Genomic DNA, 18,710 nt, shown 5'->3' with positions numbered 1-18,710 from the left:
CTCATGATTTCGAAATTAAAATTTTAGATTGATACCAAAATTGACTACCCTTTGCAATGGATATGCCGTTCCGTAGGTTTCGGGGTCAAAACTTCTGTTTTTGATGACTGAAGTAGTTAACAAATTGAGTCCGTTTACAAACAAGCGAATACTATTTGCTCCTACTTTTTTACTAATGTTTTCAGCAATAGTATAGCCTATTTCAGCATTTTTTAAACGGATGAAAGAAACATCTCTCACCCAATAAGTAGAGGGCAATTCATTATTAGTATTGGTTCCTAGCCATACTCTCGGATAGCTTGCATTAGGATTCTCTGGAGTCCATCTATCTAAATTATGATCAAAAGCATTTCCTCTTCCTCCTGTTCCTGCAAAAGCAATTTCCCCCTGGCGATCTAAAATGTTTATTGTTGCATTATTGCCAATGCCCTGAAAGAGTATCGAGAAGTCAAATCCTTTGTATTTTCCACCCAAGTTCAAGCCAAAGAACATAAATGATTTAGTACTCCCTATTACACCACGATCATCGTTATTGATTACCCCATCATTATTTCTATCCAAATAGCGAATGTCCCCTGGACGGATTGAAGTTCTTGTTCCAAACACTGCATTGGCAGTATTATTAATTTCATCATAACTTTGCCATAAACCAATGGCAGTGTACCCTGTTCTGATACCTACTGGTAGGCCAGTAACTGCCTGATATGGATATTTTTGTACTGCTTCGTCAGAGAAAATATTTTTTGAACTACTGGAAGTAAAATTACCAGTAACAAAATAAGAGAAATCTTTTATGTTATTCTGAAAAGTAATGCTGACTTCTGTACCATAAAATCTACTAATTCCACGGTTCTCGGCTGGATAAGTTTTTCCTAAAATAGCAGTATTCAAACCTCTTTGTTGCATCAAATCAAAGTAACGGTTATTGTAATATTCTGCAGTTAGGGTCAGTTTGTTTTTCCAAAGACCAAGGTCAATACCCAGATTAAGCTTATTCGCTTTTTCCCAAGTAATGTTAGGGTTTGCCAAAGCCGTATTGAGTTCAGATGAACCACGGTCTAAGCTGGCATTTGGTCCCCACCAATAAGCATTTTCACCAAGGTTTCGACCATCATCCCAAACGGTATATTGCTGGATATAGTCAAAATATCCTGTATTCTGTTGTCCCGTCAATCCATAAGAACTACGAAGTTTTAAATTACTAATACAAGTTATATTATCTTGTATAAAAGCCTCATTATGGATATTCCAGCCTAGTCCCCCTGCATGAAAGAAACCAAATTGAGTACCTGGTCTGAATCGGTTATAACCTGCATAACTTCCTGCATATTCTGCAAAAAAACGATTATCAAAACCATACAATACTTTAGCAGCATAATCAGTATAAATTTCAGGAATAAGCCCACCTGTTGGATAAGTTGTTTGATTATTTGCTACAACAGTAAAACCAAGCTTTTGTTTACCTAAAATCTTATCGTAACCAACCAACAATTCTGCATAAGTAACAGCTATTCTATCGCCAGCGGCTCCACTATTGGCTTGGTCTGAAGTTGTATTAATTTGTCGATACGCTGTTGCTGAAGTAGGCGTAAAAACGGCAAAAGACTTATTACGTGTAGAGGTATAAACACCTGTATAGTTATATGAACCTTGTACTTTAGTATATAAGCCAGCCAGTATATTGTCTAATCGTTGAGTCAATGTTAAATCTACTGAAACATCTCTTCTATCTGTTAGTTTATACCCCGAATAAACCGATTGTCCCCAGATATTATTGCTGTAAATATCATTACCCCCTAAACTTCCATTAGGATTAAAAACAGGGTAGGCATTTTGTGGTGTTGTTACCAATGTACTCATAATACCACCTAAACCATCGTTTCCGGGTTGATTCCCGGTTTGTATTCTCCCAAAAATATTAACTTGTAAATTAGTTGTATTAGTTATATCTGCCCCGACATTAGAACGCATAATGTAGCGACTTTGCTGAGCATTGGTATTATACACATTGATATCGGATGTTTTCAATAAAGCATTATCAGACAGATAGTCTAAGTCAACAAAGTAACGTACAGTTGGTCCGCTTCCTTGAATATTAAAATTATAACGGTCTAATTTTGAAGATGGATTAAGAATAGTCTTATACCAATCTACATTCGGATGTCCAAATGGGTCAGACCCATCTTCGTAAGCTGCTATATCAGCAGTCGTAAATTTTTGAGGGGCATTACCCGTTGCTAAACCCCAATCATTTTTCTGAGCCTCATTGTATAGACTTGCATACTGCGAAGCCGATAATGGTTTGGGTAAAGACAAAGGACTTTGAATAGCAGTTTGGGCAGTGAAAGAAATTTGTGGTGTACCTTTATCTCCTTTTTTTGTGGTAACATAAATAATCCCGTTTGAAGACCGCTGACCAAACATTACCGTTGAAACCGCATCTTTCAATACTGAAATAGATTCTATTTGTTCTGGATCGATTGATGTAAACGAACGTTGCACACCATCTATCATAACAATTGCACCTCTGCTACGAAGGTTATAACCAATACCTGCACCATCGCCACCAGGTGCGCCACTGGAAATAAAAATGTTCAATCCAGTTAGCCTGCCTGGTAAGCCTTGTACAAAGCTAGCACTTGGCGTACCTAACAACGAACTTCCATCAAGGATGCCAATGGATTGAATAATAGAGCCTCTCCGTTGACTTCCGTGTAGAATTTCAACAGTTTTTTCAGAAGAAGTACTATCAATCTTAACACGCTTTGATACTTTTTGTCCGTTTGCTTCCAAAATTCCAGTACATAATACAATAGGAATAATCAGAACAAGCCTCCTGCAAAATAAAAATGATAATCGTTTATTCATCTTAATTATGATTGGTTAAAAATACAATGCTTCAAATTTTAATTATAAAAGTTAATCGTTTGTGCTACTAAATACTTTAATTCGGGCTGATTATAAAAAAACCTATATTATTCAACATTAAAGACTAAAAACTATGCTACTATTTTGATAAAATACTATTTTTTTAAGCTTTTACACTCCATTAATTCAGTACTAAGAATATTTAGACTATTTTCAAAATACTTACTTAATTGTTTAAGCGTTCATTTAAAAAAAGCCTGATTTAATTAAAAAGATATTATTTATATTCTTCTGAGCTACAAAATGGTTTTGTACAAAATAGTCAAGTTTATTTCATATTATCCTTGACGAACTAAGAATTAGAATTACTTAGTCTATTTGAGGTTTTTTTAATCTTTTTTCAAAGAGAAATAAAAAGGACTAATTAGTAATTTGAATAGTTAAGGCTTTCTGTACTTCCTGAGTACCAGAGATATTTACATTAGAAGCGACAAAGACAACGTTGTAGATACCAGGGGAGGTAAATTTATAAGCATAATTAGTAATTAACTGAGATGTATTTTTGATAGGAGTTGCTAAATCTGGAGCAATACGAGACATATTAAATGCTTTAGAAATCACCCAGTCTTCTTCTAGGCTAGAAAGATTTGTAGATAATCCCTCATTAATCATCAAGGTACTATTTATTGCCCACTTGATGGTTGCTCCTTTTATACTTAGTGCTTGAAAACCCGCAAGTCTAATATCATTAGTATTGGTATTATATGGATAGATTTTACCTTCAGGAAAAATATTATTCCAGACAAAATTACTTAATGTCCATCTACTGGCTTGTAAACTTGGGGAATCTCTAAGATATTTAAAGGCTATATAAAGCGTATCACGCTCAGTTTGAAATGCTGTGACGTCTATTATTCCTGAAAACAAAGGTGTACTTGTACTTGCCCATGTTATTCTACTAGAAATATCTTTCCAACTAGCTTTATAAATACTGGTGGAATCCATTATTCCGTTAAAATCATTTGACAATAATACTGATAAATTTCTCAAAGCATTGTTTGGAGAAACTGAAGAATTAAATGAAAAAACATTAGTAGCATTTGAAGCATTAGTCCGTTGGCGGTTCTCGTATTTTTTTCCGACTTCTCCAGAATAAAAATAAATTTGATCTGGATTTCCCTTGAACTTAAAAATAACATTAGTATTTACTTTGTAGGAATTACTATCAATCAATACTTCAAAATCAGGCGGTAAAACATCTTTACTATTGCAAGCAACAAAACATAGAACAAACCCAATTAATAATCCAACAAAAAGGTATTTTATCTGTTTTCTACATTTCATTGCTAAAATATACTTTAACAAATTGACTATTTGATTTTGCGTAAATGGTGCTTGAATATTAAATTTATCACTATAAGCTATTAGCCAACAAATATACTCTATACAACTAAATCTCTCTTTAATACTATTATATTCTCTATTAAATGATATTGAAGTTAAAAACCTACATTTTGGGCCATTTTAGGATTTAGAATAAGGTCTCTGATAGGAATTGGCCAGAAAATGTCTCTAGCAGAAATATTATTAACTGGACCAAGGGCTTCAACAGCTAAGTTGACAGGTGCGACAGGAATACTTAGACTATTTCCATTAATATCATTTGCTAGACTTTTGAAGGTAGAAACCAATATTCCCCAACGTCTTAAATCTGCAAAACGTAACCCTTCAAAAGCTAATTCTCGATAACGTTCATCTTGAATCGCTTTTCTGAAAGTAGATTTTGAAAAATTCATCGGTAATTCTACAGTCGGTTGATTACTCAAAATCGCTATAACCTGAGCCGACGGCCCAACGTAAGTAAATACTGCACCTGTTGTTGCAGCACTAGAAGACCCAGAGCCATTACTTGGAGCGGTATTTGTACTTGTTCCTGCCAATGTTACATTATATAATCTACTCGCTACAGCCACTTGTGTACCTGCACTGTAATAGGTATTGTTTTGCCATTGATTCCCGATACTAATCGTCGGCGAACTGGTATAAGAATTACCCTGATTACGAAGAATAAGATGTACCCTTCCTGATACCACTGTGGGTAAAATACTTAAGCCTATTCCACCTCCCCCAGTAATTGTAATGCTTGGAACACTCGTATAACCAGAGCCTTGATTGGTCATCAATAATGTATTCACTACTTTTGTTGGAATAATCGCCCTTCTTCTTACTTGATTTATAGCTTCATAGGCTAAATCTGTAGGTCCATTTACTTCATTTTCGGCTTCTGCCAACATCAATAGTACATCAGAATAACGTAATAAAGGAAAATTAGTAGAATTAGAACGTTGCTCAGAGCGTATCTGTGCAGATTCATACTCTCTTCTCCATTTAGCTGGCATTCTTTCCCATAGTTGTGTTGGGCTTAAGTAGGTACGTATGCCATTGTTATAATTATAGTTGCCAATTGTCCAATCTCTGCGTACATCACCAGCTTCATAAATATTATAAAGCCTTGGATGTACTTTTTCATAACCATATACATAACCACTATCATAAGACACCACACCATTTACCATGGGTGTGTATGTTTGTGCTACGCCAGCATATACGCCGACTACACCAGAAGCATTTTGGCTTGAACCAGAACCCACGAAAGAATAACCAACCTCCCAAATGCTTTCTTTTAAATCATATTTATCTTGTGAATGATTGATAAATATTTGCCTGAAATCAGAATTAAGAGCATGTTCGCCACTGGCAATCAACTTTTTAGCCCAAAACAAGGCATCTTTATATCTCTTTGTATCATTGACTGGTTCACCTGCGGCATATAAGCAAACTCTTGCCAATATTCCCTCTACTGCACTTTTGGTAACTCGTTCGGCATAACCTATCCTTATTAAAGTTTGATCTTCCAACAAGCTGTCGGCTTCAGTCATGTCTTTAATAATCTGGTCATAGACTTCTTTTACGGGTTTTCGTTCACGAATGCCATCGTTTGCATTTTTACTAGCGTCAAGGTGTAACGGTACATCTCCAAACCATTGAGCCAATAAAAAATAATAATACCCTCTTAAAAATTTGGCTTCTCCTCTTGCATGGTTTTGAGTCGTAATATCCAAAGTAGAAGATTTTTCAAGCCCTTCAAGCAAATTATTGGCATAATTAATAGCCACATAGCAAGCCTGCCATACTTGATATATATCACTATCATCTGCAGAATTACTGATGGTTGCAGGGCCAATTCTTACTTTTGAAAAATAATACCCTTCATCAGAAGGAGCTATTACTCGAATCAAATAATTTTCCCCTAAAGCCGTACCTTTTAATGGAGCATAAAGTGCCGTTAAAGCATTATTTATCTGTTGTTTAGTTTGATAATAGGATGATGTAGTCAAAGAGTCTTCGGGCTTAATATCTAAAAAGCTTTGACACGATAAGCTCATGAAAGCCATTAATATCCCCAAAAAAAAGCTAGTTTTATTAAACATCGTTATAATATTTAAAAAGTAATGTTTAGTCCTGTTACAATCGTTTTAGCCCTAGGATATGGCGAAAAATCAAAACCTGGTGTTAAAGGGCTATTTTTGGTAGATACTTCAGGGTCTGGCCCTTGGTATTTAGTCCATGTCAATATATTTTGTGCAGAAAAATAACATCGTAGGTTTTCAATTCCCAAATTTTTAAGCCATTTTTTGGATAGTCTATAGCCAAACGAAAGTGTTTTTAACCGTAAATAAGAGGCGTATTCAATCAAATCTGAAGTATAAGCACGCCTAGAACTTGAGTTTACCAAAGCCCTTGGATAACGAGCTGTCTGGTTTTCAAAAGTCCAATGGTCAGCATAAGCCGCAAACATATTCAGTCCTAAACCTCGGCTATCTCCAGAGGTAGTTCCTTCCATTTGCAAGCGGTTGCCATTAAATACTTGATTACCATAAGACCATTGCATAAATACCTGTAAATCAAAATTTTTGTACGTGAGTGTGTTGGTAAAACCCCCAATATGAATTGGCAATGGATGACCGATAACGGTCATATCATTATTATTTAAGATTCCATCGCCATTGAGGTCTTTTAATTTTATATCTCCTGGTTGAATGGCACTTCTATTTGTTCCTCCATAAGGTACTCCTTCTTTTAAAATATAAGTAAATGTGCTTCCTGTCGGAATCTTTTCAAAGTCTGCTACTTGGTAAAGTCCATCTGAAATAAATCCATAGAATTGGGCAACAGGCATTCCAATTTTAGCAATATAAAGCGGTATGTTATTGAGATCGGCTGTATAAGAGTTTGAAACGGAACTTTCTAGTCGAGCTATTTCATTATTAGCTAGCCCTAATACTTTGTTACTATTAAACGCTATATTAAAATTACTATTCCAAGTAAAGTTTTTTGTTTTGATATTTTTCCAATTCAAGGTTGTTTCTAATCCGTCATTTTGAATATCACCAATGTTTTGAATGGTACTATTAAAACCTGTAGTACTAGAAATATTTGCATCTAATAAAAGATTGTAAGTGTTTTTTCGATAATAATCAATTTCAAAGGATACTTTATGATTAAATAGAGATAATTCAAGCCCCACATCTAGCATAGCAGCTGTTTCCCAACTAAGGTTTGGGTTGGCAATAGAAGCTGGTGCTACTGCTTGTGTTATAGAATTATTAAAGTAGTACCGATTATTATTCACTATTCTTGCATAAGTAGCAAAATCTCCTATTCTATTGTTTCCCGTAAAGCCATAACTAGCTCTTAGTTTTGCTTCAGAAACAAAGTTTAATTTACCCATAAAAGGCTCATCGCTAAATCGCCAAGCAATAGCACCAGAAGGGAAATATCCCCAACGGTGATTTCCTACAAATTTAGAAGAGCCGTCTGCCCGCATTGTTAGAGTCAATAAATACTTACCTTGATAACTATAATTGATACGACCTAGGTAAGATAAAATAGCATTTGTTGTTGACGATTCTCCCACTCTGTAAGCAATCCCTTCATATAAACCATTTATTCCTAAGCTTTCGTTCGGTACTTGTATCGCAGTAAACCATCTTGCTTTACTGGTATTTTTTTGAAGTGTAAAGCCTGTCATTACATTCAAAAGATGATTTTTGTTGATTTTTTTAGTATAAAACAAAAGGTTCTCATTTTGGTAACTCAAAAAATTATTGCTATTGATTGATCCATTAGGACCATTTAAAATACCTAGGCTTGATAGATTACTTCCGAGTCTTGTTTGAGAATTATAAAACTGACGACGTTCGTCGTCCCAAATGTTAATCCCCCCTGTTAATTTAAGCTTAAAGTTTTTGGCAAAAGAATATTCCAAATACACATTTGAAGATAAACTGCGATTGGTGTACTCGTTTACTTCATTCATTGTTTGTATATAGGGATTGAATCTATCTGTATCTCCTATTCCCGCTCCTTGGTCTTCTAGGTTATTCTCTAAATCTGTTAAACTTCCACCACTCAGGGGTCTGTAAGTCCAAATGTTATACATTAAATTATAAAAAGGATAATTGTTGTAAGCGCTAACACCCGATAAAGTTTGAGTATTGGCAATATTCCCGAAGGTGTTAACTACACTATAATTATTGGTAATCCCAACTTTCATGTTTTGATTAATCTCTTGATCTAAAGTAAATCTACCTTGATAACGCTTAAAGCCACTTTTGATAAGAATACCTTTTTGGTCAACAAAATTTCCAGATAGTATATAACTTGTTCTACCTGTTGAGCCCGAAAAGGATAAAGAATGATTTTGATATGGTGCTGGATTGAACATTTTATCTTGCCAATCAATCGTCTGAGCATTTCGGTAACTTTCAAGTGTTCTACCGTTGGTAAAATAGTTTTGGGTTGCCCAAGTAGGATTAATTTCTGATTGAAGTTTTACAAATTCATAGGCATTCAATAATTCCATCTTCTTGATGATACTTTGTGTGCCATAATAAGCATTGTAGATAAATGTCGGTTTGGGTTTTGTTCCTCGTTTAGTTATAATAATTAATACACCATTTGAACCTCTAGCACCATAAATAGCAGTTGAAGAAGCATCTTTTAGGACTTCTATCGAAGCAATATCGTCCATATTCAAGGCATTGAAATTGATGCTTTCCTGAATAAAACCATCAATAATATACAAGGGTCCTGTACCTTGTGATATTGAACCAATTCCTCTAATCACAATATCACTATTTGCTCCTGGTTGCCCATCTGGTGAAACTACTTGTACTCCAGCTATTCTTCCTCCCAAAGCTTCATCAACAGAACGCACAGGGGCTTTAGATAAATCTGACATTTTGATACTCCCTGTTGCACCTGTATGATCTCTTTTATTAATCATTTCATAGCCTGTGGAAATGATTTCAATTTCATCTAAAGTATTGGTTTCTTCACGTAAAACAATGCTAAAGTTTGTCTGATTTTCAACCAAAATCTCTTGGCTTTTAAATCCTATATAACTAAATATAAGTGTTGTATAAACTGGGGTAGATATTTTGAAATGCCCATTTTCGTCTGTATAAGTCCCTTTTTTTGTGTTTTTAAGGAGGATATTTACTCCTGAAATTGCTTTACCTGTGCTGTCTTTTACAATTCCTGTAATATTGATTAGACTAAGAATATTGTCTGATGATTGTTTATTATTAGCTGTTTGAGGAGCGATGTTTTCTTTAATAGAATTCGCTTTATTAGGAAAAATAACATAAACTCCTGTTTGGGTTTTGCTATAGGTAAGGTTGAAAGGCTTTAGGAGAATATCTAAATTATATTCTATTTTCTTGTGGAAATCTAGTTTTGCTGGATTTACTGTAAATCCTTCTACATTTTTGTCGAAAAACAGAATATCTATTTGATAATATTTCTTGAGCTCTTGGAGTACCTCTTTGAGCTTTTTTTTTGGTGTAAACGTGTGCTTATTATACTGTTTTTCAGTAAAGGACAAGTTAGCTTTTAGGTTATTCCTAAAAAGAAAAAAAACTACTAAAAGCAGTCCAAAACGAAAAGACAGCAAGTCTTTTTTCATGTTAAATATACTTTCGGATTTCAGTTATCACTACTGAACAATAATTACTTTTTTTCCTTCTTTTTTAAAATTAAGATTCGATGCTACCGAAATCGTTGCTAGTAATTCTTCTATATTTTTGGCTGGGAATGACCCAGAAATAGTCCATTTTGCTATTTCTTTATCAGGAAGTACTAAGACTAATCCAAAGTTTTCTTGGATAATAAAAGCTAATTCTTCAAGGGTAGTTTCCTCAAAAACAAAGCGATGTTCTTTCCATAAAGAAAATTTTTCAGGATTTTTACTTTGTGAGAAAGCCGTTACACCATTGGCTGTCACCGTCACCAAATCACCTGGTTTCATTGTGATTTGCTTTTCTAGTCCTTTAAATTGTACTTCACCTTTTAAAAGCACAACTTTTCCACCTCGTTCCCGACTAAATATTAAAAAATCTGTCCCTAATACTTCTACTTCAAATTGATTATCTGTCCTAACAATAAAATGCTGATTATCAGGCAAGTGCTTGATTGAAAAACTGGCTTCTCCTGTCAATGCAACCGAACGGGTATAATTACTAAACCCAAAGCGAGGTACAGTTAAGGACGAGTTAGCATTCAAGAATACTTCTGAGCCATCATCCAATGTAATTTTTTGGGTTTCTCCGAAAGTGGTTGTATAGGTTATATTGAAAATTGTTTCTTTGAAAAAAAAACTTAATCCTATCAAACATAATAATCCAACAGATGCCGCAATCAAGAATGAGAATGGTTTCTTTTCCTGATTCGGGGCTGTTGTTTCAGCTAGATTTTTGTCTGCGTTGAAATCCTTTATTCTTCTTATATGACGGTGATATCCCTGCTGTGCAGGAGCCCAATATTGCAGATGTTGTTTTTCCCATTGTGCTAAACATTCATAGAAAAACTCCATATTATCAGGATGTTTAACCCATTCATCAATGTATTGTTTCTGCAATGATGTTGCCTTGCCGTCGAAGTAATGATATAAATATTCTTTGGTGATAAGCGGTTTCATAATTTATTCCGTATTTCTTACATGACGAACGCCAAGAGACTAATACTTACTGTTAGTAAAAATTAAAGAAATAAATTTACAAAACATGCTACGATTAAGCTCCATTTTCCTTGAAGAGTTTCCTTTATTTGTCGTACTGCTTGGTATAAATGTCCTTCAACCGTTCTGATAGAGACATCTAAGTCATCCGCAATTTCTTGGCTTTTCTTCCCTTCAAAACGATTTAGAAGATATATTTCTCTCCTTTTTAAAGGCATTTCATTTATGGCTTTTTCAACATCCTGATATAGTTCTTCATACTGTATTACCGAATCTGGATGGTTGTCTTTTTCTGCGACTACATAAATGGCTTCATCTAAAGAAGTATTTTTATGGCGAATTTCTGCTCTGATATAATCGTAAGCTCTATTTCTTACACACATAAACAAATACGCTCTGAAAGATGTATTAATTGTTGTATATAATGCTTTGGTATGAAATTCAAAGAATACATCTGATACAATATCTTCTGCAATTTCTTTTGAAGTAACATAACGAATGGCATGATTACACAAAATGGAATAGTAATTCACAAAAAGTAACTCTATACCTTTGTCAATATTCTCTTTAAACGCTTCTTTAATCAAATATTCGGTATCAAGCATCTTGGTAGTATTCACTCGAATATTATCATTATTTACAATAAAAAAAGATTCAGGTTCTTTTTCTTGAACTGCTATTTTATCATTTAGAATACTCATTGCTTTCGTTAGTATATCGCTTTAAAATCAATAACAGAAAGCCTGAATAAACATTTATATTGAACCTTCTATATTAAAGATAAAAAAAACTACAAATTGTACTCTTTTTCGAATACTTTTTATTTAAAAAAACTTGAAAATTATTTTTGGCACATAGGTATTGAAGAATATTGTAAAAAATGTTAAAACACTTCACCATAGTCATACGTTTGATTTTAAACTCTTTTAATGTCTCTAATCAGCTTATAATTTATAATTGGCTTTAATTGTCATTTTCTTTCAATTGTTCTTCGATTTCCTCAATAGTTGGTAAACTACTTTTTAGATTATCTGGTAAATTAGGTGTAACAATATACTCACTTACTCCTATGGGTTTTGACATATCCCTAAGTGAAAATTCGACTTCTAGATTGTTTTTTTCTTTACAAAGCAATAAGCCGATAGTTGGGTTATCATCAGGCATCTTCACCAGACTATCCACAGCTGAGAGGTAGAAATTTAACTTTCCAGCATATTCTGGCTTAAACTTGGTGTTTTTCAGTTCAATAACCACGTAGCATCTAAGACGTGTATGATAAAATAGTAGGTCAAGGTAATAATCATTATCGGCAATGGTCAAATGATATTGTTGTCCCATAAAAGCAAATCCTTTTCCTAATTCCAACAAGAACTTACTTACGTGTTTGATTAATTGATTTTCAATATCTTTTTCTCTATATTGTGTGTCAAGTGTCAGGAAATCAAAGAGATATGGATCTTTGAGTGTTTGTTGTGCCAAGTCAGATTGTGGCTGAGGCAATGTAGTTCCAAAATTGCTAATGGCTTTATTTTGGCGTAAATGTAACTGATTCTTAATTTGCCAATCAAGCGTTTCACGTCCCCATCCATTTTCAAGACACTGTTGTGCATACCAAAGCCGAGTATCAGTATCTTTTATTTTCTGTATAAGCAAGATATTATGCCCCCATGGCAATTTTGCCACAGCTTGTGGCAAAATTGCCATATCAGGATATTCGTTAAAAAAAGTGAGCATTCTGCTCAAATTTCGCTCAGAGTAACCTTTTTGTTCTGAAAATTCATTTTTTAGATCTGCGGACAATCTAGGAATCACTTTAGCAGACCATCCTTCATTAGCTTGCTTTTTGGCTATCATTTCTCCAATTTGCCAATAAAGTATAATTCCTTCGGAATTTACTGCTAAAGTCGCTCGAACTTGAGCTTGATGAATGGTTGACTTTATTTGATTTAAAAGCGTTTGATATTCTTGTAATTCCATACTAATCAGATATTAAAATTTATTGAGGTGTTGATATTTTTTATTATAATAGAAAATAAAGAATGTATTGAAAATTTAAACCTCTACCCTATCCACCCTAAAGTTCTAAGTTCTTGTTTCAGGCTATTCTCTTGTCTCACAAATGGCTCATCAAGCTCTTTAAATATGGTTGGATACAATTCTCTTACTTTTGTATTTAATACTGCGACAAATGAAGCCCTAGATAAATTAGCTTCAAGACTAAGTTGCTTGTTATATTCAGCCCCAAAGGTTAATCCTTCTATGATTTTTTCTTGAATATCAGGATTTTTGATGAAAAATTCTGATACTAATCTATTTTGATTTTCATAGTAATCAATTCTCAAACTTTCTAGTTCTTTTTCTTTTCTCTTAATTATTACTTTTATATTTTCTTGTTGCTTCGTATCAGTTTTTGGACTTTTAGCTTCTTGCTTTTGAGGAATGAAAAGAACATCCTGAAGCATTAATTTTTGTAAATAACCCATTGGATTTTTAATAACCCTCCCCTCCTTTTGATACTTTTTTAGGGTTTCTATTCTTTCTATAACATATTTAGGTGGATATTTTTCTAACCACTCATTCACAGTTTTAATATTAACCCCTTGAAAATGTTCTATCAAACTATGTATTTCTTTTGATGTTATCTCTTGTTGTTCTTGTTGACTAGCTACTGGCACTATTTCCTCTATATTTTCAGGAAGTTTTCGTTCATCTACAACGGTTTTGTTAGAAAAAATAAAAAAGACGATAGAATGAACAGCTTTCCCTCTTTTATCTTCTTCAAATGTAAACTTGATGTCAGTATAATTCTCTAAATCTTCTTGTGCTTTTAGAATTACCCGTTGTTTGAAATTGGCATACAACGGATACTTGTCCGCTACAGCCAATGTATCTTTTAGTTCTGTAAGCGTAAATGTTCGTTTCCCAATACGTTCATATTGTTTTAATAATTCGTAAATACGTACAGAGAAAGAGCTTTGTAACTGTAAAATATTGCGCACATCATACATCAAGAATTGCGTTTGCAGCTGCAAAAGAAAAGGTTTCATCTTGGGATGAAACGAAATATCTATATAACTTCCCTGACTTTTACTGGTGAAGCTATCTAAGCCCACAGCAATATGCGTCAAAAACTCTTTCTCCCCTTCATCTGTATCCCTTACTATTTTAATTTCCTTTTTCATTAACTTAACTGCGCCACCTTTCAATAAATTATAGGCCTGTTTATCAGTCGTTAAGTTAAAGTCTTCTATTACATCTTTTAAATAAATTCTATATTCTTTAAAATCTTCATCATTAGGTAAGATAAGGGTTAGCATTTTAGTGAAAACACGCATTTCCCAAATATCAAATCGATATTTGCCTTCTACAAGATTGTTAGATTTTCTTATCAATTTAACTGATTGTGATCCATCTTTACCGTTATCCTTTTTTTTCATGCGCAATATTAAATTATATCCTGTAAATATACCTAAATCTGTTATAGTTAGCCCTAATTCTGTTATAGAAAACCCTAAATCTGTTATAGTTAATCCCTAAAAAAGTTATAGAAAACCCTAAATCTGTTATAATAAACCCTAAATTTGCTATAATAAAAGCTATAACCAATTGGTTTTAAAGTAGTTACAAAGCCTGAAAATACATAAAAAACATAAAATAAAAAGTAAAATACTCAAAACAGCAGTTTGCTGTTTTTTTCTAATTTTGTATACTTTTTTAATGATTATTTAATAAAATATATATATTTGTAATATTAGCTTATTATCTTTTTAAACTATCAAAGATTAATAGCCCTAAATTTGGTATAATTGATAATAAAGGCTAAACCATTAATTTCTCCCCTATTTTTGTTATAGATAAATAGCACTCCAACCCTAAATTTGTTATAATATAACCTTCTATATGTATTCCTGATAGCAATTTCTTCCCTAAATTTGTTATAATAAGTCCTTTTTTAAACAAATTGACAACTAAAAATTTAGGGATGACGTAAGAATAAGTCATCCCTAAATTTGTTATAGTAACTTTTTAAGTGCCTCTGAAGCTTGTATTAATTCATCACAAAGCGTTGGATTGGGATTAATAGATAATTTATCGACTATTGCTTGAAGTTTTTTCTTAATTATTGTCAGTTCATCAATATTATCTGAGTTGTTTGGTGAATCTAATGCACTATGTTCGTCCAAAAGGTTAGATACTTCTTCTAATGATGCAATAGATTTTTGATTTACATTTTCAAGTTTAGCAAGTTGTTGTATTGAAGATTTCTTTGCTTTTACTTTGCCTGATAAAATATCTTTTTTAAGACTAGGTGCTAGTAGGTCGATACCTTCTGCAAATTCAGCATCTCTTTTTATAGTTTTTTCACTAACGTTATATTGTTTGGCAAGTTTAAGTGAAGTAGCTTCTTTTTTGACTTCTGGAGCATAAGGGACATTTTGACCTTTATGCTCTTCACGAGAATATTTACCCTTTTCGAGCTTCTCTGTATTATATCGAATACCTCTTAAATAAGAAGCCTGTTCTGGAATTAGATTTCTCCTTCCTAATTGATTATCAATCATATATTCCTTTGCGTCTTTTAATGATTCAAAAGAAACAAGGTGGATTTTAAAATTGATTTGATGTTTTTGGCAAATTCCGTATCGGTTGTGTCCATCTACCAAAACATAGACAGTTGAGTTATCTGAAGTAGTATTATTAATAATGTTTTTGGTAGTTTCCCAAACCATCAAAGCTTCTCTACAACCTTCAGCTAAAATATTTTTTTCTAATTGTGAATATTCTTCTTCTTGGAGCGGTGGAATAAGGTCACGAAGTTCGTCAACGATATAAATCTGTTGTTTGATTGCTTCATGATTTAAAAGACTTTGATCTTTAATGATTGTGGCCGTTCCGAGATTGCCCATATATTTTTTTGCCATGATATTATTCTAAGAAGTTTTATGTGTTTGAGCAAAATTCTTTTGCCAAATTCATATAATCTACTGCCCCGTTTGAGTTTTGATCGTAATCAAAGATGTTGATTTGTGAAATCTGCGATTCCTTTACTGATACATTATTTCTAATCTCTGTTTTGTATATTCTGAAGTTACTTAGCGTTTTATACACATACTCAATCATGTCTCTGTGTACTTTTAAACGCTTATCTACCATTGTTAATACAATCCCTTCCACTACAAGCTCAGGATTAATTCGTTCTCGTACTTGAGAAATTCGTTCAAACAAATTGTTTATTCCTTTCATCGCAGAAACCTCTGGCTGTAAAGTAACCAGACAGCCATTTGAAGCAACCAAAGCAGAGTTTGTAAAGATATTTAAGGCTGGTGGACAGTCAATTAAGATATAATCGTATTTATCTCTAAGTGGATTTAATTTGTTTTTAAGTTGATTGACCCCTCCTACTGCTTGAACAAGTTCTAAATCAGCAAAAGCTAATTCTAAATCACTTGGAGATAAATCGTAATTTTCTGCAATTTGCACTACAGGCAAGTCTTCATTTTTTAGTAAAGCATTAACTACCTGTTTTTCAGGATTATCTATACCCAAGGCCTGAGATAAATTTCCTTGAGAGTCCATATCAACTAATAAAACTTTAAATCCTAGTTTATTTAAAGCTCTACCAAGATTAATGGTTGTAGTTGTTTTACCTACTCCTCCTTTGTGGTTAACGATAGAAATAATTCTAGCTTTATTATGCTGAACCTCATTATATCCATACTTAATCAAAATAGGATAAAGTGCATTGAGATGTTTCGTATTGAGAATTCTATCGCCGTTGAGCGCTTTTGAAAGCGTACTTGCAGGCAATCCAGCTTCTTTTTCAAGAATTGAAACTGAAAGAGCTGGATTTTTTCTTAGAAATAAGATTGTTTTATCGTGAGAGAGCATATTTCTGATTTTATTTGTCTTAAAATTAAGATAAATAAAATTATTTGTCAAGTATTTTTGACAAATAATCGTGACTGTTTTAATTTTTTCTTTCTTCCTTTAGTTATTTAATCACAATTCCCTTCTCCACTTTCCTAAAATCCTCCTTCCGAATAAAATAGCTTCCTGATTGTTCATCAAACTGAATTACCTTAGCAAGGTGTTTGTAATGAGCGAATTGTTTTTCATTGGATTTTAGCATCACCAAACCCATCCAAAACACGGATAAAAAAATAGATATAGCCAAGACAATGCTACCATATTTGCCAATGCCAAGGATTAAAGCCGTTTTAGGATGATCACAATAAATAGCAGGAGCTTGTTGCTTCATCAAAATTTCAATCTGTTTTGATTGATGCTGAAAGCTATCTACAGACTTTTCAAGACGATTTGCCATATTATCAATTGCCATTAAAATAGGAATGATAGAAGGATCTAAATCCTCAGCAGCGATGTCGTATTTATAGGCAAGTTGATGCCTAGTTTCTTTCAAATTCACCATGATGTTCAGCAATAATTAGTTTTACCTGTTCTAATACTTTCCTAATAGTTATTTTACCCATCAGATTGAGAGCATCTTCCCCTTTACCTTCGGTTAAAATTTTAATCACATCTCTACCAGATTCAGCATTTCCTAAATTGCCAAAACCTTTGAAAAGAGCACCAGTATCTATAAAATTTTGCTTAACTAAAGTTATTGTCTCGGCATCTGAAAAAGTACCTTCGTTAATAAGTACTATTATTTGGAAGTGTGTTTCAATGAGTAATTTTAACTTTTCATAATATGAATAACAAGCTACAAAAGCATCTCTACCAGCCATAATAATATAAAATCTAAGGTCTATCCCCATTTGAGAAAGTTCCTCTTTAAGAATATGAGCAGGAATATCAAACTCCAATAACTTTTTAAATTCTTCAGATTCAGCCGCACCAAAATCAATAAAAATAGTAGGGGATTGTACTTTAGACAAAGACTCAAAAAGTGCAATAATTTTCTCCCGTTCTAACCTTTTATAATCGTTTAAAATATCAACATGACGGATTCTATTCTTTCCAACAACCGATTCAAGCCGATTAGCAGATGTTTTGGTCGATTCATCCAAGTCAATAAATGAAGTTTTTTTATCTTTTTCAGCTTGTGCCACAAACCAAGTAAAAAGTGATTTGCCAACGCCTCCTTTGGCTTGTAGGATTAGATTAATTTGTTTCATGATAAAGATGTAATAAAGGTTTTTGTTTTATTAGAAGTCGTTTCCAAAATCAAATTCGTTTGTTTTTTGGTTGGCGAGCTTCATTTGAGCAAATAACTTTTCTGCGGTCGGAGATTCTTGATTTTGTTCAATACTGGATTGAATACCCTTGCTATTATTTTTGAGACTCAATGTTGGGTCTAATATTTTCTTCGTACTCTTTTCAGTATTGTAATACCTGAATTTAATTTGGTAGAGAACCTCTTCAGAGATTACGAAATTATATGTTTCCAAAAGGAATTTTGTGATGGCATCCATAGGCATATTTTCATCAAATAAAGGTTTGATAAATGGGAGTAACGATTTTCTCCACTTACGTTTTCCTGCTGATTTTCGTTGTTTTATTTCATCAATCGTGAGCATAAAAATTAGGTTTTTTTGATTATTCCTCTAATATATTTGAAGTCGTATAGTTTAAAAAAGCTTAAAAAAACACTATTGTCAAATTAATGTAAGATTAATGAAAGACTATTGTCAGATTAGTGTAAGAATGCCTGTTATGGTAATATTTATACAATAATAGTGTAAAAATGATATAAAATTAAGGAATTTAGATAAAAATATTAGTTTGATATATATTAAAA

General features: G+C 33.1%; 13 protein-coding genes. All 13 read right to left on the bottom strand.

Annotation, left to right across the window (positions count from 1 at the left end):
• Positions 1-15 precede the first annotated feature (15 nt).
• Positions 16-2,868, bottom strand: a complete 2,853-nt coding sequence (locus tag VB798_RS22035; RefSeq protein ID WP_323689406.1) for a SusC/RagA family TonB-linked outer membrane protein — start codon at positions 2,866-2,868, stop codon at positions 16-18.
• Between the two features lie 420 nt (positions 2,869-3,288).
• Positions 3,289-4,212: a DUF5017 domain-containing protein gene (locus tag VB798_RS22030; RefSeq protein WP_323689405.1), complete on the bottom strand. Its 924-nt coding sequence runs from the start codon at positions 4,210-4,212 to the stop codon at positions 3,289-3,291.
• A gap of 155 nt (positions 4,213-4,367) precedes the next feature.
• Positions 4,368-6,314: a RagB/SusD family nutrient uptake outer membrane protein gene (locus tag VB798_RS22025; protein ID WP_323689404.1), complete on the bottom strand. Its 1,947-nt coding sequence runs from the start codon at positions 6,312-6,314 to the stop codon at positions 4,368-4,370.
• A 56-nt stretch (positions 6,315-6,370) separates the two neighbouring features.
• Positions 6,371-9,898 carry a SusC/RagA family TonB-linked outer membrane protein gene (locus tag VB798_RS22020; protein WP_323689403.1) on the bottom strand — a complete coding sequence of 1,176 codons (3,528 nt, stop codon included), beginning with the start codon at positions 9,896-9,898 and terminating at the stop codon, positions 6,371-6,373.
• A gap of 30 nt (positions 9,899-9,928) precedes the next feature.
• Complete coding sequence (locus VB798_RS22015; RefSeq protein WP_323689402.1) at positions 9,929-10,909, bottom strand: FecR family protein; 981 nt, start codon at positions 10,907-10,909, stop codon at positions 9,929-9,931.
• Positions 10,910-10,971: 62 nt separating this feature from the next.
• A complete protein-coding gene (locus VB798_RS22010) occupies positions 10,972-11,649 on the bottom strand; it encodes an RNA polymerase sigma-70 factor (protein WP_323689401.1) in 678 nt (225 codons plus the stop codon).
• A gap of 262 nt (positions 11,650-11,911) precedes the next feature.
• Positions 11,912-12,925 carry a PDDEXK nuclease domain-containing protein gene (locus tag VB798_RS22005; RefSeq protein WP_323689400.1) on the bottom strand — a complete coding sequence of 338 codons (1,014 nt, stop codon included), beginning with the start codon at positions 12,923-12,925 and terminating at the stop codon, positions 11,912-11,914.
• Positions 12,926-13,008: 83 nt separating this feature from the next.
• Positions 13,009-14,385, bottom strand: a complete 1,377-nt coding sequence (locus tag VB798_RS22000; RefSeq protein WP_323689399.1) for a replication initiation protein — start codon at positions 14,383-14,385, stop codon at positions 13,009-13,011.
• Between the two features lie 576 nt (positions 14,386-14,961).
• Positions 14,962-15,870: a ParB N-terminal domain-containing protein gene (locus VB798_RS21995; protein ID WP_323689398.1), complete on the bottom strand. Its 909-nt coding sequence runs from the start codon at positions 15,868-15,870 to the stop codon at positions 14,962-14,964.
• Between the two features lie 19 nt (positions 15,871-15,889).
• The gene (locus VB798_RS21990) at positions 15,890-16,888 is read right to left on the bottom strand and encodes a ParA family protein (protein WP_323689397.1); all 999 of its coding nucleotides are present in this window, start codon (positions 16,886-16,888) and stop codon (positions 15,890-15,892) included.
• A gap of 52 nt (positions 16,889-16,940) precedes the next feature.
• Entirely contained in the window at positions 16,941-17,378 is a 438-nt protein-coding gene (locus VB798_RS21985) for a hypothetical protein (protein ID WP_323689396.1), read from the bottom strand.
• The gene (locus tag VB798_RS21980) at positions 17,356-18,087 is read right to left on the bottom strand and encodes a P-loop NTPase family protein (RefSeq protein WP_323689395.1); all 732 of its coding nucleotides are present in this window, start codon (positions 18,085-18,087) and stop codon (positions 17,356-17,358) included. The genes VB798_RS21985 and VB798_RS21980 overlap by 23 nt, the downstream gene beginning before the upstream one ends.
• Positions 18,088-18,117: 30 nt before the next feature.
• Positions 18,118-18,489: a hypothetical protein gene (locus tag VB798_RS21975; protein WP_323689394.1), complete on the bottom strand. Its 372-nt coding sequence runs from the start codon at positions 18,487-18,489 to the stop codon at positions 18,118-18,120.
• Between the last annotated feature and the right edge of the window lie 221 nt (positions 18,490-18,710).

It is taken from the genome of Arcicella lustrica, from assembly GCF_034930985.1.
Taxonomy (GTDB): domain Bacteria; phylum Bacteroidota; class Bacteroidia; order Cytophagales; family Spirosomataceae; genus Arcicella; species Arcicella lustrica.
The sequence above is the reverse complement of the archived record's forward strand: the minus strand, read 5'-3'. Positions and strand labels throughout refer to the sequence as shown.